The organism is Amycolatopsis anabasis, from assembly GCF_009765355.1.
In the GTDB taxonomy this organism is placed as follows: Bacteria; Actinomycetota; Actinomycetes; order Mycobacteriales; family Pseudonocardiaceae; genus Amycolatopsis; species Amycolatopsis anabasis.
In genome coordinates this window covers 236,356-256,909 of the sequence record NZ_VTHK01000002.1, presented here as the reverse complement: position 1 = coordinate 256,909, position 20,554 = coordinate 236,356, and the positions used below count along the sequence as shown (strand labels likewise).

14 protein-coding genes are annotated in these 20,554 nt (G+C 70.3%); 4 read left to right on the top strand and 10 right to left on the bottom strand.

The genetic code is table 11. The annotated features are described in order from the left end of the window. Window positions 1–16 precede the first annotated feature (16 nt). Window positions 17–1,588, top strand: a complete 1,572-nt coding sequence (locus FXO23_RS03265) for a glycoside hydrolase family 13 protein (RefSeq protein ID WP_158880892.1) — start codon at window positions 17–19, stop codon at window positions 1,586–1,588. 11 nt (window positions 1,589–1,599) lie between these two features. On the opposite strand, the gene FXO23_RS03260 is transcribed toward FXO23_RS03265, so the two are convergent. Beyond that, window positions 1,600–3,021, bottom strand: a complete 1,422-nt coding sequence (locus tag FXO23_RS03260; protein ID WP_158880572.1) for an LVIVD repeat-containing protein — start codon at window positions 3,019–3,021, stop codon at window positions 1,600–1,602. Between the two features lie 133 nt (window positions 3,022–3,154). On the opposite strand from FXO23_RS03260, the gene FXO23_RS03255 reads away from it, so the two are divergent. Then, window positions 3,155–3,802: a DUF305 domain-containing protein gene (locus tag FXO23_RS03255; RefSeq protein WP_158880570.1), complete on the top strand. Its 648-nt coding sequence runs from the start codon at window positions 3,155–3,157 to the stop codon at window positions 3,800–3,802. A gap of 22 nt (window positions 3,803–3,824) precedes the next feature. Here FXO23_RS03255 and FXO23_RS03250 read toward each other — a convergent pair whose 3' ends face one another. The 9 genes from FXO23_RS03250 to FXO23_RS03210 all read right to left on the bottom strand — a co-directional run bounded on the left by FXO23_RS03250 (window position 3,825) and on the right by FXO23_RS03210 (window position 18,746). Then, window positions 3,825–4,118 (bottom strand): hypothetical protein, encoded by a 294-nt coding sequence (locus FXO23_RS03250; RefSeq protein ID WP_158880568.1) that lies wholly within the window; start codon window positions 4,116–4,118, stop codon window positions 3,825–3,827. Window positions 4,119–4,187: 69 nt separating this feature from the next. Continuing rightward, window positions 4,188–4,823 (bottom strand): DUF8010 domain-containing protein, encoded by a 636-nt coding sequence (locus FXO23_RS03245; protein WP_158880566.1) that lies wholly within the window; start codon window positions 4,821–4,823, stop codon window positions 4,188–4,190. Further along, the gene (locus FXO23_RS03240) at window positions 4,820–5,233 is read right to left on the bottom strand and encodes an acyl-CoA thioesterase (RefSeq protein WP_179956672.1); all 414 of its coding nucleotides are present in this window, start codon (window positions 5,231–5,233) and stop codon (window positions 4,820–4,822) included. Before FXO23_RS03240 ends, FXO23_RS03245 begins: the two co-directional genes overlap by 4 nt. Window positions 5,234–5,249: 16 nt before the next feature. Continuing rightward, window positions 5,250–10,241, bottom strand: coding sequence for an NAD-glutamate dehydrogenase (locus FXO23_RS03235; RefSeq protein ID WP_158880562.1), 4,992 nt, complete (start codon window positions 10,239–10,241; stop codon window positions 5,250–5,252). 420 nt (window positions 10,242–10,661) lie between these two features. Continuing rightward, window positions 10,662–12,947 carry a hypothetical protein gene (locus tag FXO23_RS50700; RefSeq protein WP_246256858.1) on the bottom strand — a complete coding sequence of 762 codons (2,286 nt, stop codon included), beginning with the start codon at window positions 12,945–12,947 and terminating at the stop codon, window positions 10,662–10,664. Window positions 12,948–13,017: 70 nt separating this feature from the next. Continuing rightward, entirely contained in the window at window positions 13,018–14,694 is a 1,677-nt protein-coding gene (gene ettA, locus FXO23_RS03225; protein ID WP_158880560.1) for an energy-dependent translational throttle protein EttA, read from the bottom strand. A gap of 80 nt (window positions 14,695–14,774) precedes the next feature. Then, window positions 14,775–15,248, bottom strand: coding sequence for a single-stranded DNA-binding protein (ssb, locus tag FXO23_RS03220; RefSeq protein WP_158880558.1), 474 nt, complete (start codon window positions 15,246–15,248; stop codon window positions 14,775–14,777). Between the two features lie 179 nt (window positions 15,249–15,427). After that, complete coding sequence (locus tag FXO23_RS03215; protein WP_246256879.1) at window positions 15,428–17,359, bottom strand: bifunctional copper resistance protein CopD/cytochrome c oxidase assembly protein; 1,932 nt, start codon at window positions 17,357–17,359, stop codon at window positions 15,428–15,430. A 172-nt stretch (window positions 17,360–17,531) separates the two neighbouring features. Then, window positions 17,532–18,746 (bottom strand): MFS transporter, encoded by a 1,215-nt coding sequence (locus tag FXO23_RS03210; RefSeq protein WP_158880556.1) that lies wholly within the window; start codon window positions 18,744–18,746, stop codon window positions 17,532–17,534. Between the two features lie 55 nt (window positions 18,747–18,801). On the opposite strand from FXO23_RS03210, the gene FXO23_RS03205 reads away from it, so the two are divergent. Beyond that, a complete protein-coding gene (locus FXO23_RS03205; RefSeq protein WP_158880554.1) occupies window positions 18,802–19,887 on the top strand; it encodes a LacI family DNA-binding transcriptional regulator in 1,086 nt (361 codons plus the stop codon). A gap of 196 nt (window positions 19,888–20,083) precedes the next feature. Continuing rightward, on the top strand, window positions 20,084–20,488 hold the full coding sequence (locus FXO23_RS03200; RefSeq protein WP_158880552.1) for a peptidase inhibitor family I36 protein: 405 nt from the start codon (window positions 20,084–20,086) through the stop codon (window positions 20,486–20,488). The last annotated feature ends 66 nt before the right edge of the window (window positions 20,489–20,554 follow it).

The following is a 20,554-nucleotide window of genomic DNA, read 5'->3' as shown; positions in this document are numbered from 1 at the left end:
GGCAGGATTGCGCATCGTGCGCAGATCGGTCGACGGCAGAGGCGAGGGAGCGAACGGCTCCCTTTGGTGGCAGGACGCGGTTTTCTATCAGATCTACGTGCGGTCCTTCGCGGATTCGGACGGCGACGGGATCGGTGACCTGGAGGGCGTGCGCAGCCGCCTGGGCTACCTGGAACTGCTCGGCGTGGACGCGCTCTGGCTGACCCCGTTCTTCCGCTCCCCCATGGCGGACCACGGCTACGACGTCGCGGACCCGCGGGACGTCGACCCGCTTTTCGGCGACCTGGCCGCGTTCGACGCGCTGGTCGCCGAAGCGCACGCACGCGGCATCAAGGTCACCATCGACGTGGTGCCCAACCACACCAGCAGCGAGCACGCCTGGTTCCGGGCCGCCCTGGCCGCACGCCCCGGCAGTCCCGAACGGGAGCGGTACGTGTTCCGCGACGGCCGGGGCCCGTCCGGGGAACACCCGCCCAACAACTGGGTCAGCGCGTTCGGCGGACCGGCCTGGACCCGGGTCCCGGACGGTCAGTGGTACCTGCACCTGTTCGCTCCCGAGCAACCGGATCTCAACTTCGCCAATCCGGAGGTGCACGCCGATCTGGAGCGGACGTTGCGGTTCTGGCTGAACCGCGGGGTGGACGGCTTCCGGATCGACGTGGCGCACGGGATGGCCAAACCTCCGGGCCTGCCCGATATGGACCCGCGTGCGGACCCCTCGGGCATGTCCTCCTATTTCGACCCGCGCTTCGACAACGACGGCGTGCACGAGATCCACCAGCGGATCCGCAAGGTGCTCGACGAGTACCCGGGCACGATGGCGGTCGGCGAGGTCTGGGTGCCCGACGAGGAGCGGCTGGCCCGCTACCTGCGCCCGGACGAGCTGCACCTGGCCTTCAACTTCCGGCTCGTGCTCACCCACTTCGACGCGGACGCGATGCGCGGCACGATCGAGCGCTCGCTGGCCAACGCGCAGCCCTCGACCTGGACGCTGTCCAACCACGACGTGTGGCGCCAGGTGAGCCGGTACGGCGGCGGCGCGCAGGGCGTGCTGCGGGCACGCGCGATGGCGCTCGTCGAACTCGCGCTGCCCGGCGTGGTCTACCTGTACAACGGCGAAGAACTCGGGCTGGGCAACGTGGAACTGCCGCCCGAGGCGATGGCCGATCCGCGCGCGCGAACCAGCGGGGCCGCGCATTCCCGCGATGTCGCCCGCGTGCCGATCCCTTGGGAGGGCGGCGAACCGCCGTTCGCGTTCTCCACCAACGCGGCGACCTGGCTACCGATGCCGGAGGACTGGGCGGCGCTGACCGTGGAGGCTCAGCTCGAGGACACCGGGTCCACGCTCTCGCTCTACCGGCACGCGTTGGAACTGCGCCGCGACCATCCGGCCTTCGACGGCGGCGAGATCGAGTGGTACGGCGCGCCGGCGGGCTGCTTCGCGTTCCGCCGGGCGCCGGGCGGGCTGGTGTGCGTGCTGAACACCTCGGCGTCCCCGGTGGCGCTGCCCCCGGGCGAAGTGCTGCTCACCAGCACGGAACTGGTCGAGGGCAGGCTGCCGCCGGACGCGGCGGCGTGGCTTGTCTAGTTGTCCGGCGGTTACCAGCGGCCGTAGCGGGGCTGGGTCTGCGCGTTGAACTCGTCGTAGCGGACCAGTTTCGCCGGGAGTGTGCGCCAGTCGTAGAGATCCAGCACGTCCAGGCCTTTCTGGATATCGGACGAGTAGATGAACCCGTTGTAGTAGTAGGCCGACCAGGCGCCGCCGGTGACCAGCTGCGTGTCCGACAGCGGTCCGCGTTCCCAGTAGGCGATTTCCTTGGGATGCGCGGAATCGGTGAAGTCCCAGACCGAAACGCCGCCCTGGTACCAGGCCTGCACCATGATGTCGCGACCGCGCACCGGCACCAGGGAACCGTTGTGCGCCACGCAGTTCTCGGTGTCCGCCTGGTGCCGCGGGATCTTGAAGTAGGAGCGGAACTCCAGCTTCCGGTCCCGGGTGATGTCGTAGATGCCGTCGGCACCGCGGTTCGGGCCGATCTTCTCGTTGCAGGTCGCGGCGCCACCGCCGCCGAGCTCGTCGGTGAACACGACCTTGGTGCCCTCGTTGTTGAAGGTCGCCGAATGCCAGAAGGCGAAGTTGACGTTGTCCTGCACCCGTTCGATCACCCGCGGGTTGAGCCGGTCGGCGAGGTCGATCAGCACGCCGTCGCCCATGCACGCGCCCGCCATCAGGTTCTTCTCCGGGTACGCGGTGAGGTCGTGGCAGCCGGTGGTCGCCGAGCGCCGGGTGCCGTCCGGGTTCGTCCCGCCGGCGTTCCCGCCGTCCGGGAACAGCACCGGCGTGCCCACCACCGCGGCCTGCGCCGGCTGGTCGACGGGAACCTTCACGATGGAGATCCGGTCGTGCGGCGGCTGGCAGTGCGGCAGCTCGGCGGCCGGGGCGTAGGAGGAGACGTAGAGGTAAACCGTCTTCCCGTCGCGTTCGGGCACCAGGGTGTGGGTGTGCGAACCGCAGTCGGTCCGCACCGCGGCGACGTACTTCGGCTTGGCGAGGTCGCTGATGTCGAAGACCTTGATGCCCTCCCACGAATCCGGGTTGGCGGCCGGTTGCGGGACGCTGCTGCAGGTGTCGTTGTTGCGGGCGTAGTCGGTGGACAGGAACAGCAGGTTGCCGGACACCGAGACGTCGTTCTGCCCGCCGGGGCAGAGCACCTGGCTGACGATCTTCGGCCGGAACGGGATCCGGACGTCGTAGATCACGAAGCCGTCGTAGTTGCCCACGATCGCGTGGCCCCGGGTGAACGCGATGTCGGTGCCGTACGAGTTCGGCGTGGTGAACGGGTCCTGCTTCGGGATGTTCGCCACCTGGCGCACGTTCGGGCTGTGCACGATCTGGTCGACGCCGGGGATGCCGCCGGACTCCCCGGGCGCGGCGACGGCGACGGACGCGACGAGGCCGACCGCGGCCGCGGCGGCCCCCAGGACCTGGGCGGAACGGCGTAATCCCCGGGTGTACCGCATGGCGCGGACTCCTCTCGGCGAGGGTTTGCCCGGGGATTATCTCGTCTTTACCCGTCGCCGGAGTAGCGACGAACGGCGGGTCTCGTGTGGCGGGTTGTTGACACTTCCCCGATCCGCCGGGTTCGCTGGCCCGATGAAGTCGCTCCCGGCCGTGCTCCTGGTGGTGGCCGCGCTCACCGGTTGTTCGGGCGAGGCCGCCGCGCCCCCGCCTCCCCCGGCGTCCGCCCCGGTGGTCCTGCCCGGCAAACCCGGCGATCCGGGAACGGTCGTCCCGCCGGAACGCGCCGGGGAGCACCGGCAGGCCGCCGTGCCGAACGGGATCGACGTGAACTACGTGACCATGATGATCCCGCACCACCGGCAGGCGATCACGATGACCGATCTGGTCGCCGCCAAATCGCAGGACGACCGGGTACGCGGGATCGCGGACCGGATCGCCGCGGCGCAGGGCGCCGAGATCGCGATGATGCACGGCTGGCTCGGCGACCACGGCAAACCGGTTCCGGCGGAGGGCCACGCCGGGCACGGCGGTGCCGAGCACGGGCTGATGCCCGGGATGGCGACCCCAGCTCAGCTCGACGAACTGCGCGCCGCCGGCGGCCGGGAGTTCGACCGGAAGTTCCTGGAACTGATGATCACCCACCACCAGGGCGCGCTCACCATGGCCGAGCAGGAACTCTCCGGCGGGGTCGAAGTCCGGGCCCAGCAGATGGCGCAGGAAGTGATCACCACCCAGACCGCCGAAATCGAGCGACTGCGGGGCATGCTCGCGAATCTGTAGCGCACATTCCCGCAGTTGACCGTCAAGCGCCGCCGTCCATCCCGGTGCTCGCGTCGAAGCCCGGATCGGGAACGTCGTCGTCGAAGATCTCGGTGGCCACCCAGCCCGCGAGCGCGGCGGTCTGCACGTACGGCGCGGCCTGCCCGGCGATCCGGGCGGCCTTCCTGGTCCGCGCCCACTTCACCGGGTGGTCAGGATGATCGGGCGCCGGTTCCGCCGTCGCGGGCCGTTCGGTGCGCCACGGGGTCTCTTCCGGGCGGATTTCGGCCAGCCAGTCCGCCGTGGGATCGGCCTTCGGCCCGCGCTGTTCGGTCATGATCCCTACGATGACACCCGCCCGGCCGCCGATCCACCCGATCGGCGGCCGTAAGCACCCGGTAAGAACTCAGAACAGCAGCGGCAGCAGTGCGTGCCTCCGCCGCAGGACCGCGCCGTAACGGGCGTCCAGCCGCAGCCACGAATCGGTCGCGGTCACCCGCACGACGTCGTCTTCGATCGACGAGTCGACAAACCCCATCCCGGACAGGGCGAACAGGCACCGGAGCTGGACCTTGACCTCCAGGCTGTCCCCGCTGACCGTCAGCACGGCCTGGTCCATCAGCGAGGCGGGCGGGGTGCCGTGCGGACCGGTGTTGTCCCGGGCGACGGCGACCCCCTGCTCGGCGAGCTGCGCCACCACGGTCGCGGGCAGATCGTCGACCGTCTGCCATCGGCCGGGGGCGGGCAGTTCGGAATGCCACATCAGATCGCGCGGCGGCCCGGGATCCATCCGCTCGCCCGGGGTGACGGTGAGCGCCGCCAGCAGTTCGTTACCGGACACCGTCACGTCCCCGGGCGTGATCTGACCGGTCACCGCCCGGGTGGCCAGCACGTCGAACGGGGTCGCGACCCAGGCCTCGACCACCTCGTCGCCGCGGTTGCGCAACCGCACGACCGCCTGGCCGTCCAGCCGCACCGCGCGGGCGACGAACGCGCCCAGGGTCTCCCGGTCGTCGGCGCCGGGGATGTACAGCTCGGTCACGGCGATCCCCCATCGCTCAGGGCTTCGGCGAGGAAGTCCCGCTCGGCGTCGCTCAGCCGACGCGGGCCTCCCCTGCCCACATCATACGGAGCCAGCACGGTCTCCGCGGTGACCGCGACCTTGTCCGATTCGGACGGTCCACTATGGACCTTGTAGTCGACGGTGAACGAGGAGAACCTGAGTTCGGACAAGGACATCTCGATCCGGAGCTCGCCGTCGCCGACGATCACCGGGGCGTGGTAGCGGACGGCGAGCCGGACCACCACGATGCCCTTGGGCAGCTCGGTGAGCCCGGCGCGCCGGGCGCCGTCGAACAGCAGGGGCACGCGCGCCTCTTCCAGCAGGGTGACCATGCTGGCGTGGTTGACGTGCCCGAACGCGTCCATGTCCGACCATCGCGGCCGGACCATCGCAACGTGCACCTGCCTACCTCACCGTGCTGCGGATCTGCCGCGCCGCGACGGAGAGCGTGGCGAGGTCGAGCCGGCCGGACCGGTTGATCTCGTCGAGCGCGACCCGGGCCCGGGCGAGCTTCGACGCGTTCACCTGCTCCCACTTGTCGATCTTCTCGTCCGCGCTGTCGCCGGGATCGCTGTGCCGCAGGGCGTCCAGCATGATCGCCCGCAGCGACGAGTAGATGTCGTCCCGCAGCGCGAGCCGGGCCAGGGCGTGCCAGCGGTTGCCCCGCTGCAACGCGCTGACCGAGGTGAGCATCTTGTCCACCCCGAGATGATCGGACAACGCGTAGTACAGCTCGGCCGTCTCCAGGGGGCTGTGCTCGGTGTCCACCGCGGCGGCCGCCTGCTCGGCCAGTTCGGCGCCCTCGGTGACGTCCAGCAGGCCGTAGGTGTGCAGCAGCACCGCGATCCGGCCGGCGAGTTCCTCCGGCACGCCCTTCTCCACCAGGCGTTCCCGTTTCTCCTGCACCGCTTCGGCTTCCCGGCCGCGTTGCAGCTCGGCCACCCGGGGAGCCAGTTCCCCGACGACCGCACCGAAGCGGTTGATCTCGGCCCCCACGGCGAGCGGTTGCGGCCGGTTGGTCAGGAACCACCGGGCCGCGCGGTCGAGCAGCCGGCGGGTCTCCAGCATCATCTCGTCCTGGACCTCGGTGGAGACGAGGTTGTCCAGGCCCTCGATCGCCGACCAGAGGGCGGGCAGGTCGAACACGCTGGTGACCACGGCGTACGCGCGCACCGCGTCGGTGGCGGTCGCGTTCATCTCCTCGGCGAGCCGGTAGGCGTAGGAGATCCCGGCGCCGTCGACCACCTCGTTGACCACCAGGGTGGTGATGATCTGCCGGTGCAGCGGATGCTCGCCGATCTTGTCGCCGAAGCGGGCGCGCAGCGGCCGGGGGAAGTAGTCCGGCAGCCGCCGGGCGAACACCTCGGCGTCCGGCAGCTCGCTGGCGACGAGCTCGTCCTTGAGGTCGAGTTTGACGTGCGCGAGCAGGGTGGCCAGTTCCGGCGAGGTGAGCCCCGCGCCGGCCTTCTCCAGTTCGCGGAACGCGGCCTTGTTCGGCAGGCCCTCGAGATGCCGGTCGAGCACGCCCTTGGCTTCCAGGGCGTCCACCTGGCGCTCGTGCACCGACACCATCGGCCCCGCGTGCGCACGGCTGATGCCCAGGACGGTGTTCTGCTGGTAGTTGTCGGCCAGGACGAGTTCGGCGACCTCGTCGGTCATCTCCTCGAGCAGTGCGTTGCGCTGCTCGCGTTCCAGCTCGCCGGTGCCGACCAGGTGGTCGAGCAGGATCTTGATGTTCACTTCGTGGTCGGAGCAGTCCACCCCGGCCGAGTTGTCCAGCGCGTCGGTGTTGATCTTGCCGCCGTTGCGGGCGAACTCGATCCGGCCGAGCTGGGTCAGCCCGAGGTTGCCGCCTTCGCCGACCACCTGCACCCGCAGGTCCTTGCCGTTGACCCGGACCGCGTCGTTGGCCTTGTCCCCGGCGTCGGCGTGGCTTTCGTTCTCCGCCTTGACGTAGGTGCCGATCCCGCCGTTCCACAGCAGGTCGACCGGGGCGAGCAGGATGGCGCGCATGAGGTCGGCCGGGGCGAGTTTGGTGACGCTCTCGTCGAGGCCGAGCACGTCGCGCACCTGCGGGGTGATCGGGATGTTCTTCGCGCTGCGCGGGTAGATCCCGCCGCCCTCGCTGATCAGCGAACGGTCGTAGTCGTCCCAGGACGACCGCGGCAGGTCGAACAGCCGGCGGCGCTCGGCGAACGAAGCCGCCGCGTCCGGGTTCGGGTCCAGGAAGATGTGCATGTGGTTGAAGGCGGCCACCAGCTTGATGTGCTCGGACAGCAGCATGCCGTTGCCGAACACGTCCCCGGCCATGTCGCCGATCCCGACAACGGTGAACTCCTGGGACTGGGTGTCCACGCCGAGCTCGCGGAAGTGCCGTTTGACGCTCTCCCACGCACCGCGGGCGGTGATGCCCATCGCCTTGTGGTCGTAGCCCACCGAACCACCGGACGCGAACGCGTCGCCCAGCCAGAACCGGTAGCTCGCGGACACCTCGTTGGCGATGTCGGAGAACTTCGCGGTTCCCTTGTCCGCGGCCACCACCAGGTAGCTGTCGTCGCCGTCGTGGCGCACCACGTCCGGCGCGGGAACGGTCTTGCCCTCGACCAGGTTGTCGGTGAGGTCGAGCAGGCCGGAGATGAACATGCGGTAGCAGGCGATGCCCTCGTTGGTCTGGGCGTCGCGGTCCAGCCCCGCGTCCCCGGTCGGCGCCGGTGGGCGCTTGACCACGAACCCGCCCTTCGCGCCGACCGGCACGATGACCGCGTTCTTCACCGCCTGCGCCTTGACCAGGCCGAGGATCTCGGTGCGGAAGTCCTCACGCCGGTCCGACCAGCGCAGCCCGCCCCGGGCGACCGCGCCGAACCGCAGGTGCACCCCTTCCACCCGGGGTGAGCAGACGAAGATCTCGAACCGCGGCCGCGGCTCGGGCAGGTCCGGCACACCCTGCGGATCCAGCTTGATCGCCAGGTACGGGCGCGGATTCCCGTCGGCGTCGGTGACGTAGTAGTTCGTCCGCAGCGTCGCCAGGATGACCGACATCAACCGGCGCAGGATCCGGTCGGAGTCCAGGCTGGTGACCTCGTCGATCATCGTGCTCAGCTCGCTGACCTGCGCGTCGGCCTGCGCTTCCCGCTGCGTCCCGGCCCGCTCCAGCGCGAACCGGTTCTCGAACAGCCGCACCAGCGCGGTGGCGATGTGGGTGTGCGCGAGCACGGTCTTCTCGATGTACTCCTGCGAGTACGGGCTGCCCGCCTGCCGCAGGTACCGGGCATACGCCCGCAACACCGCCGCCTGCCGCCAGGTCAGCCCGGCGCAGAGCACCAGCGAGTTGAACCCGTCGACCTCGCAGTCGCCCTTCCAGGAGGCCGCGAAGGCGTCCTGGAAGCGTTCCTGCAGGTCGGCCTGCTCGCGCTCGGTGATCCCGTCCAGCACCCGCTGCTCGATGCGCAGGCCGAAGTCGTAGATCCAGGACCGGGTGCCGTCCTCGCGCCGCAGTTCGTACGGCCGCTCGTCGACGACCTCGACCCCCATCCGCTGCAGCACGGGCAGCACCTTGGACAGGGTCACCCCCTCGCCGAGGAGGTAGAGCTTGAACCGCCGCTCCCCCGCCTCGGCGTCCGGCGGCAGGTAGAACGACATGCTCAGGTCGTTCTCGTCGGTGAGCGCCTCGAGCTGGCGCAGGTCCGCCAGCGCCACCTCGGCGGAGAAGTCCTCCTTGTACGCCTCGGGGAAGATCGCGGCGTACCGCTGCCCCTGTTCGGTCGCCGACTCCTCACCGAGCGCGCCGATGGAGACCCCGCGCTCCCCGGCCCGCTCCCGCCGCTCGTTCAGCAGGGCTTCCACGATCAGGTCGTCCCAGGTGCGCACGGCCGCGTTCAGCCGCTCCTGGATGTGCAGCGTGTCCGGTTCGATCCGGCTCGCCGGATCGGTGTGCACGGTGAAGTGGACCTGGGCGAGCGTGGTCTCGCCGACCCGGGTGCTGTACTCCAGGTGCGTGCCCTCCAACTCTTCGAGGAGGACCTCCTGCATGGCCAGCCGCGAGCGGGTGGTGTAGCGGTCGCGCGGCAGGAACACCAGGCAGGAGTAGAACCGGCCGTACGGATCGCGGCGCAGGAACAGCCGCAGCCGCCGCCGGTCGGACAGGCTGATCACGCCGGTCGTGGTCTGGTAGAGCGAATCGCTGTCCGCGGAGAACAGGTCGGCACGCGGCCAGTTCTGCAGCACCTCCAGCATGCGCTGGCCGGAGAAGGACTCCATCGGGAACCCGGCCCGGTGGATCACCTCGCGCACCCGGCCGCGGACGACCGGGATGTCCAGGACGTCCTCGTGCAGGGCGGTGGTGGTGAACATGCCGAGGAACCGGTGCTCGCCGCTGACCGCGCCCTGCTCGTCGAAGGTCTTCACGCCGACGTAGTAAGGGTAAACCGGCCGGTGCACGGTCGAGGGCGCGCTGGCCTGGGTGAGCACCAGCAGCGTCGGCGCGAGCGCGGTAGCCGCGCTGTCCGGCCCGGCGGTGAGCCCGCGCGCGGCCAGGCTGTCCTGGCGCAGCACCCCGAGACCGGAGGCCAGCACCGCCCGCAGCGCGGGCTGATCGGTGTCCGGCTCCGGGTGCTCGACGAGTTCGTAGCAGCGGTAACCGAGGAAGGTGAAGTGCCCCTCGGCGAGCCAGCGCAACAGGTCCGCGCCCTCGGAGATCTCCTCGGCCGGCAACGGCGGCGGCGCGGAATCCAGGCCCGCCGCCAGGCTGCGCGCCATCTCGGCCATCTTCTCGGTGTCCTCGACGACCTCGCGCACATCTCCCAGCACGGAGGTCAGCCGGTTGTCCAGTTCACGGGCCCGGTTCGGGTCGGTGACCAGGTCGATCTCGACGTACATCCACGACTCGGCGGCCGAGCCGGTCGGCGGATTGGCGGCGTCCGCGGTCGGGTGGATCTCCAGCAGCTCCCCGGTCAGATCCCGGCGCACCACGACGATGGGGTGCACGATCCGCTGAACCTGCACGCCGTCCCGGGCGAACTCCGCGGCTACCGAATCGACCAGGTACGGCATGTCGTCGGTGACCACCTGCACGACGGTCGCCTCGCGGGTCCAGCCGTCCTCGGCGGTGGTCGGGTTGAGCAACCGGACCGCCGGGCGGCCCGGCATCCGGTGCTGGGCGAGTTGCTGATGCGACCGCACCGCGCCCACCAGGTCCACCGGATCGTCGCCGAGGATCTCCTCGGCCGGAATGTGCCGGTAGTACAAGCGAATCAGGTCGCCGATCTCCGGCGCGTACGCCGCGGCGGCGTCGATCAGCTCGTCCCGGATCTGTTCGGGACTGGCCGACCTTCGCGGGGTGCCGTCGCCCTCGGCACCGGTGGTCTCCCCGGACCGGGACGAAACTCCCGTCGAGCTCATGTCAGGCAACTCTCCACTCCAACACCACGAAGCGACACCACGATGTGCCGAATGGCCCTCACCCTAGTTGGGACGTCCGGCGGGTCCGCACTAGACCGCGCCATTGCCTGATCGATGCAGAACGCCTTACCAGACTGGGAAACACACGCGGTACACGCTCGAGAACGGGACCCGTTCACTGCGGAACGACACGGTTTCCGCCAGTCCTCAATCCGTCACGCCACCCAGACCGCGCCGGGTCCCGAATCCGCGCCGCCCGACCGCCAGCCCGCGCGAACGCCCAACCCGCCCGGTCACCGGATCAGTCCCGACCGCCAAGCCCACCCGACTACCAAGCCCACCGGACTACCAAGCGCACCCAGCTGCCAAGCCGCCCAGTTGTCTAGCCCGCCCAACTGCCGAGCCCACCCCGTGAGCGGGTCAGTCCCGGTTCCGGTGCCGCCCGCGGTCGTCACCGGTCGGCCGATGGCCGTTGACCGGACGTGGTTCCCCGGAGCCGCCGTGCTGCGTACCGAGTTTCTTGACCAACGCCGCCGCACTGGACGTCCCCGCCCGGTGCTCGGCCAGCGCCCGAGCCAGCAGTTCCGCCAGCCCGGCGTCGGCGGGCGGCTCGTCGTCCATGATCGCCTTGGAGTAGTCGGCGCCGAACGGTTCGCCGAACCCGGTCTCCTCGCGCGGGGACGACGGCTCCCAGCTCGTCTCCGATGCCGGGGACGAGCTGATCCCCAGGTCGTCGATCGGTGCGAGCGACGGTGGCAGCCGCAGACGGGGCAGCCACTCGTTGGTCATCGAGACGCCCTGTCCGCCATCGGCAGCCTCCGCGGCCGCGGGCGGCTCCTGCGCCGCGGGCGGACCGAGACGCTCGGGCTCGGCCGCTGACGCGGGCTCCGGCTCCAGCGCACCGTACGAGCCCAGCCCCGACGCAGTGTACGAACTCGGCCCCGACGTTGCGTACGAGCCTGGCTCCGGCGTGGTGTAGGAACGCGGCTCCTCCGGCTCCGCCCGGCGTGAACCGCCCCGATCCGTCTCGTCGGCAGCGCGGCGGCGGCCACCGCCGCCCCCGGCCGAAATCCCCAGCCGGTCCAGCACCGAGCGGGCCGCGACCGACCCGTGTTCGGAGTCGTGCCGGGTCTTTCCCACCGAGGCGGCCGACTCAGTCCGGTACCGCTGCTCTCGCTGGTTCCACTCGGTCTCCCAGTCCACCTTCGGAAGCGCCGGCGCCACCGGTTCCCTCACCTGCGCCGCGGGTTCCCGCGCGTGTGCGGGCGCGGGTTCCGGCGCCGGCGGCAGTGCGGCCTGGGGCATAACCGGGTCGGACGCGGGCAGGACCAGTTCCGGCACGGCGGGTTCGGGCGCCCGCGCGGCCGGACGTTCCGGCTCCCGGGTGAACGACACCCGCGGCGCCGGTTCCGCGGCCGGGGCGGGTGCGAGCTGCAACTCCGGCACGGGCAACGTGGTCACCGGGGCGATCATCGGCTCGGGAGCGGACGGCACGGTCGGCGCGGACGGCACCGGATCGGCCACCCGCGCGGCCCGCACCGTATGTTGCCGGGTTCGCGCGAGGACGTCGTCCAGATCCACATGCGCGTGCTCGCCCGAACCGAACTCACCGGCGAGCACGCTGCAGGCCTGCCGCCGGGCCCGGGCATGCACGTGCTCGGCGGCACGCGAACTGTGCAGGCACTGGATCGCCTCACCCGGCCGACCCAGCCGCTCCTCCACGTGCGCGAGCTCCAGCCACAACCGCGCGGTGAGCGCATGCAGGCTGTGCCGCTCGGCGGCGTGCACCGCCTCGCGCAGCAGCATGGCCGCCGCCTCGCCGGCCCCGGCCGGGAGGTGCACCCGCGTCGCGATGGCGAATCGCATCCATCCCGCCGGTGCCACCACCGCGGCCCGCTGCGGCGCGGCGAACACCGGCTGCGCGAGTTCCAGCGCCAGTTCGCTGTCGCCCCAGTCGAGCAACGTGCACACCAGTTGCAGCACCAGCCGGACCCGGACCAAACCCCCATCGGCCTCCGGGTTCTCCAACCGGTCGAGGTACCCGATCCCGGTCCGGGCGGCGTCAGCCGCGCCGGTCAGATCGGCATGCCGTCTCCGGTGCGCGGAGATCGCCACCCGCAGCAATCCCCGCACCAGCAGCCGCTCGTCGCCGCCCAGCTCGTCGGTTTCCGCACACAACCGGTCCGCTTCCAGAAGCACCCGATCGAGCTCAGGTTTACGCCCGAACTGCGATATGCAGCCCACCAGGTGGGACAACGCGGCCGCCCGCTGCGGGGCGGACAACTCGGCGGCGTCCAACACCGGCCGCAACGCGGCCAGCCCGGTCAACGGCGCACCCAAACTGCGTGCGCACACCGCGAGATCCGTACGGACCGTCGCCGCGAGCGCGGAGTGTCCGGCGGCCTCCGCCGCACGCAACGCCGCCACCGCTCGCCCGACGGTCGCCGCCCGGTAACCCAGGCGCACCCGCGCGGAGACCACCAGGCTTTCCGCACGCACCCACAGCTCGTCCGATCCCTCGGCCTCAGCCAGCGCGGCGGCCCGCTCGCCCAGCACCATCGCCAGCTCCGGTGCGCGCAACCCGAGCCCGGTCGCCCGGTCGAGGAGCTGCCCGACCGGAGACAAGCCGAAGACACCGGCGTTCGCCCGCTCGCTCACGCGCCGGCCGTTGGACGCGTTCGCTCCGGTGTAGTTGCTGGCTACCACGAGGGACTCCGCTCACTGTTGGCTCAGTGCCTGTTCGCTCAGCGCTCTCAGCAGTATCACGGCAGGGGCTTCAGTCCCGGGTCAGTTTCCGGTGTGTCACCCGGTGCGGCCTGGCGGCTTCCGCACCCAGTCGTTCGATCTTGTTCTTCTCGTAGCCCTCGAAGTTGCCCTCGAACCAGAACCATTGCGCCGGATTGTCGTCCGTGCCCTCCCACGCCAGGATGTGCGTCGCCACCCGGTCGAGGAACCACCGGTCGTGCGAGATGACCACCGCACAGCCGGGAAACTGCTCCAGCGCGTTCTCCAGCGACCCGAGGGTCTCCACGTCCAGGTCGTTCGTCGGTTCGTCCAGCAGGATCAGGTTCCCGCCCTGCTTCAGGGTCAGCGCCAGGTTCAACCGGTTGCGTTCACCACCGGAGAGCACACCCGCCGGCTTCTGCTGGTCCGGCCCCTTGAAGCCGAACGCGCTCACGTAGGCACGCGAAGGCATTTCGGTCTGCCCGACGTGGATGTAGTCCAGCTTGTCCGAAACCACCTCCCACACCGTCTTCTTCGGGTCGATCCCGGCCCGACTTTGGTCTACATAGGACAGTTTGACCGTCTCGCCGATCTTGACGTCACCCGAGTCCGCCTTCTCCAGGCCGACGATCGTCTTGAACAGCGTGGTCTTCCCGACCCCGTTCGGCCCGATCACGCCGACGATCCCGTTGCGCGGCAGGTTGAACGAGAGGTCATCGATGAGCAACCGGTCGTCGAAGCCCTTGCGCAGGTGCTCGACCTCGACCACCACATTGCCCAGCCGCGGGCCCGGCGGGATCTGGATCTCCTCGAAGTCGAGCTTGCGGGTCTTCTCCGCTTCGGCCGCCATCTCCTCGTACCGGTCGAGCCGCGAACGGGACTTGGTCTGGCGGGCCTTGGCGTTGGACCGCACCCACTCGAGTTCGGACTTGAGCCGCTTGGCCAGCTTGGCGTCCTTCTTGCCCTGCACCTCCAGCCGTTCGCGCTTCTTCTCGAGATAGGTCGAGTAGTTGCCCTCGTAGCCGACGACCCGGCCGCGGTCGAGCTCCATGATCCATTCGGCGACGTTGTCCAGGAAGTACCGGTCGTGGGTCACGGCCAGGACGGCACCCGCGTAGTTCGCCAGGAACTGCTCCAGCCACAGCACGCTCTCCGCGTCCAGATGGTTGGTGGGCTCGTCCAGAAGCAGCAGGTCGGGCTTGGAGAGCAGCAGCTTGCACAGCGCCACCCGGCGGCGCTCGCCACCGGACAGATGCGTGACCGGCTCGTCCGGCGGCGGGCACCGCAGCGCGTCCATGGCCTGTTCGAGCTGCGAGTCCAGTTCCCAGGCGTCGGCGTGGTCGAGCTCCTCCTGGAGCCGGCCCATCTCCTCCATCAGCTCGTCGCTGTAGTCGGTGGCCATCTGTTCGGCGATCTCGTTGAAGCGGTCGAGCTTCACCTTGATGTCGCCGAGGCCCTCCTCGACGTTGCCGCGCACGGTCTTGTCCTCGTTCAGCGGCGGCTCCTGCAGCAGGATGCCGACCGTGGCGCCGGGCTGCAGGAAAGCTTCGCCGTTGCTTGGCTGTTCGAGCCCCGCCATGATCTTGAGCACGGTGGACTTACCAGCACCGTTCGGCCCCACCACGCCGATCTTGGCGCCGGGGTAGAACGCGGTGCTGACGTCGTCGAGAATGACCTTGTCCCCGACGGTCTTGCGCACCTTTTTCATGGTGTAGATGAACTCGGCCATGTCGGCGATCGTAGAGTGGTGCCGCGACGGCACCGACGGTTACCCCTCCCCTCAGCGGTCTCCGGCGTGCTGACGCGCGCTCAGCCGACGGCGACCGGCTCGCTGTGGAACGCACCCGCCGGGGTACGCCCGACCTCGGGCTCGGCGTGCGTCTGCCCCAGCTCGGCGGGCTCGGGCGGCTCCGCCCGCGGCTTGTATCGCCGTACCTGGGCCGTGCACCAGCTCAGGTTCGGGCCGACCGCCAATGCCTCAAGCTCAGGTACAGAGCGAGGTTGCCCGTCGACCTCGTAATCGCTGGTATGCAGCCGGCCCGACACGATCACCGGATCACCCCGGTGCAGCGAGCTGTGCACCGTCTCGGCCAGCCTGCGCCAGCAGGTGACCTTGACCGACAGGTGGTTGCCGTCGACCCATCCCTTGGTTTCCTTGTCGAATCGGCGCTCGTTGCTGCGCATCCAGAAACTGGTGATCTCGTGCCCGTTGCCCACGGTCCGGCGCGTCGGATCGCTCATCACGTTGCCGACCACGGTCACGATCGTCTCTCCTACCGCCATTTCCTTCACCCTCCTGTGTTCGGTGTTCGCCCGGGCCGCGGCCCGGAACGCCTTGATGTCAGCGTGCCGGGACGGGTGGGCGGATGGGGCGGCGGTGGGAAATCTGTGGATGGCGGGGGCCGATGTGCACAACTCGTACCGGAGAGGCACCGGAACGGGGAAAGTGTCGGTGGCTTCTGCTAGGGCCGTCGCGCGTCGCTGCCGGGTTTGCCCCGTTCGGCGAGTTGCTTGAGCATCGCGTTGTAGGCTGCGAGATCGGCCTCACCGGTGGCCTCCGAACGCCGGTCGGCGCGCTTCGCCTCCCGTTCGTCCGCGCGTGCCCACTGCACCAGCAGCGCGATGAGCACGAGGAGCACCGGCACCTCGCCGGACGCCCACGCGATACCCCCGCCCAGCCGCTGGTCGGTCAGCAGATCGCCGACCCACGGCAGCTTGAGCCCGCGGTAGAACGTTTCGCCGATGACGGTCTGCATGTTCATCAGGACCACCCCGAAGAACGCGTGGAACGGCATCGACGCGAACATCATGCCGAGCCGGCCCAGCGGGGGCAGGCGGCGCGGCGCGGGATCGACCCCGATCACCGGCCAGTAGAAGACGTATCCGGCGAGCAGGAAGTGGGCGTTCATCGCGAGGTGCGCCCAGTGGTAGTTCAGCGCGTTATCGAACAGCCCGGAGAAATACAGTACGTAGAACGATCCGACGAACAACGCGAGAGCTACCACCGGATGGGTGAGCACCCTCGACACCGGAGAGTGCACGAAGGCGAGCAGCCATTCGCGCGGTCCCGGCGGGGCGTCCTTCCCCGCCACCGGAAGCGCGCGCAGCGCCAGCGTCACCGGACCGCCGAGCACGAAAAGGACCGGCGCGACCATCGAAAGCAGCATGTGGCTGCCCATGTGCACGCTGAACATCGCCGGCGCGTACCGGCCGATTCCGCTCGACGTGGCGACCAGCAGCACCAGGCAGCCGGCGAGCCAGGCGACCGTGCGGCCGACCGGCCAGGCATCGCCCCGGCGGCGCAGCCGCTGTACTCCGATCAGGTACAACGCGGCCAGAACGATCGCGGCGGTTCCGTACACCAGATCGAAGCGCCAGTCGAACAGCAGGCGCGCCACGGTGGGCGGGCCGTCGAGGTCGTAGCCGATCAGCAGTTCGGTCGTGGACGGATTGAGCACGCCACCTGGCGGAGGCGTGCGCGCCAGCGCCGTGGCGATCCCGATCGTCACGAACATGACGATGATCTCGACGGCGGCCAGGCGCAGCAACTGCCCGCCACCCGCGCCGTCGACCAGCGACCGCACCCCCCGCTGCCGCTGCTGCTGACCGAACACCCCGAGGAGCAGCAGTGCGGCCACCTTCGCGACGACCAGCAGGCCGTAGTCGGTGGTGAACAGGTCGGAGATCGAGATCCGCACCAGGGCGTTGATCACCCCGGACACGGCCATGACGATCCAGCACGCCAGCGCGAGCCGGGAGAACCGGCGCGCCGCGAGCGTGAGGTGTGCGCTGCGCCGCCACCCCAGGGCGAGCAGGGCGACCAGGCCACCGACCCACAACGCGGCGGCGATCAGGTGGTAGAGCAGGCTGTTGGTGGCCACGTCGTGCGAACCACCGGCGGCCGAATGCCCGGTCACCGCGACCGGCACCAGCCCGAAGACCGCCAGGAAGAACAGCGTCGCGGTCCACCCCCAGGACAGCACCAGCCGGCAGCCGAGCGCCAGCAGCAGCGCGATCAGCGCCGTCCACAACCACGCCTTGGGTTGCTCGATCGCCCCGACCAGATCGAGCAGGATCTGCGGGGACAGCAGCTCGGTCACCGGCCGGCCGGCCGCGTCGGCGGCGGTGAAGAACACCGAGCCCACGGATGCGACGAACCACACCCAGGCGGCGGCGCCGGCCGTGCGCAGCGCCGCGTAGCCGTCCGGCGCGAGCACACCCGACCGCTGCGGCGGGGTGAGGAACGCGGCGACGAGCAGGGACCCGATGCACAGCACCGAGGCCGCCTCGGCGAGGACCCGGACCACGGTGATCCCGTACCGGGTGAGCACGCCCGGATCGGGCAGCCCGGCGATCACATACCCCGCTCCGCCGGTGAGTTTCACCAGGGCCATCGCGACAATCGCGGCGAGCAGAACGCTGACGGAAAGCAGCGGGAGCACGCTGGTCTTGCGCTGGGGAGTCTCGGTCACGGCTTTCGGGGGGTCTTCGGGCACACTACGAGGGTAGGCCCGACCGAGCGCGAATCCTTCGCCAGGACTGCCGAGTCGGTTGCCGCCGATCGGCCTAGCAGACCCTGGACAGCTGAGCCTCGCGGGATTCCCGGGCACGCGCGCGGCTCGCCGCGACCGCGGCCGGGGCGATGAGCGCGGCGATGCAGCCCACCACCACGAACGAGACCGACAACGACGTCACCTGCGCGACCCCGCCGATCATCGGGGGCCCGGCCAGGAACCCGGTATAGGCGATCGCCGTGACGAAGGCGACCTCGCGCTCGCCCCCGCTGTCGTCCGCGCGCTTGCCCGCGTCGCCGGCCATGCTCAGGGCAATCGGGAAGGACGCGGCCAGACCCGCCCCGGCGAGCGCGAAACCGGCGTACCCCACCACCGGGAACGGGAGCAACGCGGCGGCGACCAGGCCGCAACCCGCCGCGACGGCGCCGACGGCGAGCGCGCGCGTGGCGCCGAACCGGCGCTGCAGCCAGGTGCCGGCCAGCCTGGCCAGGGCCATCGCGAGCGAGAACCCGGAGAACGCGAGCGCGGCCGCCCCTTGGCTCATCCCGTTCTCCGTGACCAGGAGCAGGACCGACCAGTCGGAGCTGGCGCCTTCGGCGATCGCCGAGCACAGCGCGACCGCGGCCAGCAGCCACAGCACGGGCCGCCGGGCGAGCGCGGGACCGGGCTCCGCGGCGCGTGCCGTCCGGGCCGCGGGTTTCGCTCCGGGCAGGGCCCAGATGACGGCGATCAGTACCAGGAGGGTGACCGCGGCGGCGACCACCAGTTGCCGCCCGGGCGACCAGTGCTGCGTGGCGGCTAGGCCCGCCGCGGCCGATCCGACCAGGCCGCCGAAGCTGAACCCGGCGTGGAAGGTCGGCATGATCGCCCGGCCGGCCCGGCGCTCCACGTTCACCGCGGCCATGTTCATGCCCACGTCCAGGACGCCCACCGAGGCGCCGAGTCCGAACAGGACAAGCCCCAGCTGCACCACCGATCCGGCGAAACCGATCAGGGGCAGGAAAACGCATGCGAGCACGGTCGACGCCACGATCACCGCACGCGAACCGGCCCATTCGAGCAGGCGGCCGGAGGCGGACGCGGCGAGCAGCATCCCGACGCTCGCGCCGAGCAGTGCGAGGCCCAGCGAACCCGGTGCGGCGTGCACCTGTTCGGCGATGGCGGGTACGCGCGGGGCCCAGGAACCCAGCGCCGCGCCGTTGAGCGCGAACACGACGAAGACCGCGGTTCGTTCGGCGGCCAGTGTGCGGCTTTTCGCAATCCCCATGTCGACAGCGTGTCTTAAGCGCTTCAGAAAGTCCAGCCCGTTTTAGACTGCGCGAATGACTGGAAACCGACGGCGGCGGCCGACGCTGGACGACGTCGCGGATGCCGTCGGTGTTTCCCGAGCGACCGTGTCCAACGCCTACAACCGGCCGGACCAGCTCTCCGCCGCGCTGCGCGAGGAGGTGTTGCGGGCGGCGAAACGCCTCGGCTACACCGGGCCGAATCCGGTCGCCCGCAGCCTGGCCACGAACCGGGCGGGCGCGATCGCGTTCATGCTCGACACCGGCCTGCGCTCGGCGTTCTCCGACCCCGCGCTGTCCATCACGCTCGACGCGCTCGCCGCGACCGTCGATCCCGAGGGACACGCGCTCCTGCTGCTGCCCGGCGGGGATGACGGCGGACCGCGGGCCGATCGGGTTTTGGCCGCGCAGGCCGATCTCGCGGTGGCCTACTCGCTGGCCGACGGGGCGCCCGCGTTGCGCGCGGTCCGCGACCGGGGCCTGCCGCTCGTGGTGATCGACCAGCCGGTGGTGCCCGGGTCGGCCCGGGTGAGCACCGACGATCGGGGCGGCGCGGTGGCCTCGGCGCGGCACCTGCTCGAGCTGGGACATCGGCGCATCGGCATCCTCTCCGCGCAGTGCCTGTCCGCGCCGCGGGGCGGTCCGCTTTCCGCGGCAGAAGGCTTGGGCAGCCGCTTCCGCGACAACCGGGATCGGCTCGCCGGTTATCTGGACACGCTCGCCGAGGCCGGAATCGACGCCGACGACGTGCCGATCTGGGAGACCTCCGGGCTGTCCATCGAGGACGCCATGCCGGGGGCACGCGGTCTGCTGGACCGGGATCCGCGGCCCACGGCGTTGCTGTGCATGTCCGATCAGCTCGCGCTCGCCGCGGTGGCGGTGGCCCGGGAACTCCGGCTCGACGTGCCGGGTGACGTGTCCGTCGTCGGCTTCGATGACACACCGGCGGCGCGCTGGGCGGATCCGGCGCTGACCACGGTCCGGCAGGACCTGGAGGGCAAGGGGCGGACCGCGGGTGAACTCGCGCTGCGACTGCTCGCCGGGCGGCGGCCACCGCGGGCGGTGACCCTCGGCGTGGAACTGGTGGTTCGCGCGTCGACCGGACCGGCCTCGATTCGCTAGCAGAACATTCATCGCAGCGCAACGCCTTCGATTCGAATGTGGACAACTCGTACCCGGCAGGGCGAAGTCGAACTACTTATCCACAGAAGTAGAAATGCGGGCTGACATTCCCCAGCCAACCCGCCATTGTTGAGTCATCCGATTCCACCGCGGCGCCGCCGGTGCCGCCCCACCATTTCGACGGGGGAGATTCCTCATGACCAGACACCTGCCCAGGCTGCGCGCGCGGCTGCCTCGAGTACTTGTGCTCGCCGCCCTCGGCTTGCTTTGCAGCAGCGGGATCGCCCAAGCGGAAACCGGAAACGCGGCCACGCCGCCGCCCGGGCCCGCCTGTGCACAAGGTGAGTTCTGCGCCTGGGCCGAAGAATTCTACGGCGGCCAGGCCGAGCACGTGGATCTGCGTAACGCCAATCCGGAAGAATGCATCCCGCTCCCCGGGAATCTTGACGCGCGCTCGTTCGCCAACCGGATGGCCCGGGAGGTGACCATATACCAGGACCGGGATTGTTCCACGGAAGGCGATTTCACCACCTATCCCGGTGGCGGCACTTTCGTTCCGCAGTCGCGTTTCCTGGTCCGCGCGATCCAGATCTGGAACTGACCGCGAGTCCCGCTGACCAGGGTCTGCCCGCCGTCCGCTCCTGGGGAGGAAGACGCCGGGCGTGGG

Excerpts from the sequence above, each read along its gene's own strand:
- FXO23_RS03260 (WP_158880572.1), bottom strand. The coding sequence starts at position 3,021 with ATGCGGTACACCCGGGGATTACGCCGTTCCGCCCAGGTCCTGGGGGCC.
- FXO23_RS03255 (WP_158880570.1), top strand. The coding sequence starts at position 3,155 with ATGAAGTCGCTCCCGGCCGTGCTCCTGGTGGTGGCCGCGCTCACCGGT.
- FXO23_RS03250 (WP_158880568.1), bottom strand. The coding sequence starts at position 4,118 with ATGACCGAACAGCGCGGGCCGAAGGCCGATCCCACGGCGGACTGGCTG.
- FXO23_RS03240 (WP_179956672.1), bottom strand. The coding sequence starts at position 5,233 with ATGGTCCGGCCGCGATGGTCGGACATGGACGCGTTCGGGCACGTCAAC.
- FXO23_RS03235 (WP_158880562.1), bottom strand. The coding sequence starts at position 10,241 with ATGAGCTCGACGGGAGTTTCGTCCCGGTCCGGGGAGACCACCGGTGCC.
- ettA (WP_158880560.1), bottom strand. The coding sequence starts at position 14,694 with ATGGCCGAGTTCATCTACACCATGAAAAAGGTGCGCAAGACCGTCGGG.
- ssb (WP_158880558.1), bottom strand. The coding sequence starts at position 15,248 with ATGGCGGTAGGAGAGACGATCGTGACCGTGGTCGGCAACGTGATGAGC.
- FXO23_RS03215 (WP_246256879.1), bottom strand. The coding sequence starts at position 17,359 with ATGGCCCTGGTGAAACTCACCGGCGGAGCGGGGTATGTGATCGCCGGG.
- FXO23_RS03210 (WP_158880556.1), bottom strand. The coding sequence starts at position 18,746 with ATGGGGATTGCGAAAAGCCGCACACTGGCCGCCGAACGAACCGCGGTC.
- FXO23_RS03205 (WP_158880554.1), top strand. The coding sequence starts at position 18,802 with ATGACTGGAAACCGACGGCGGCGGCCGACGCTGGACGACGTCGCGGAT.
- FXO23_RS03200 (WP_158880552.1), top strand. The coding sequence starts at position 20,084 with ATGACCAGACACCTGCCCAGGCTGCGCGCGCGGCTGCCTCGAGTACTT.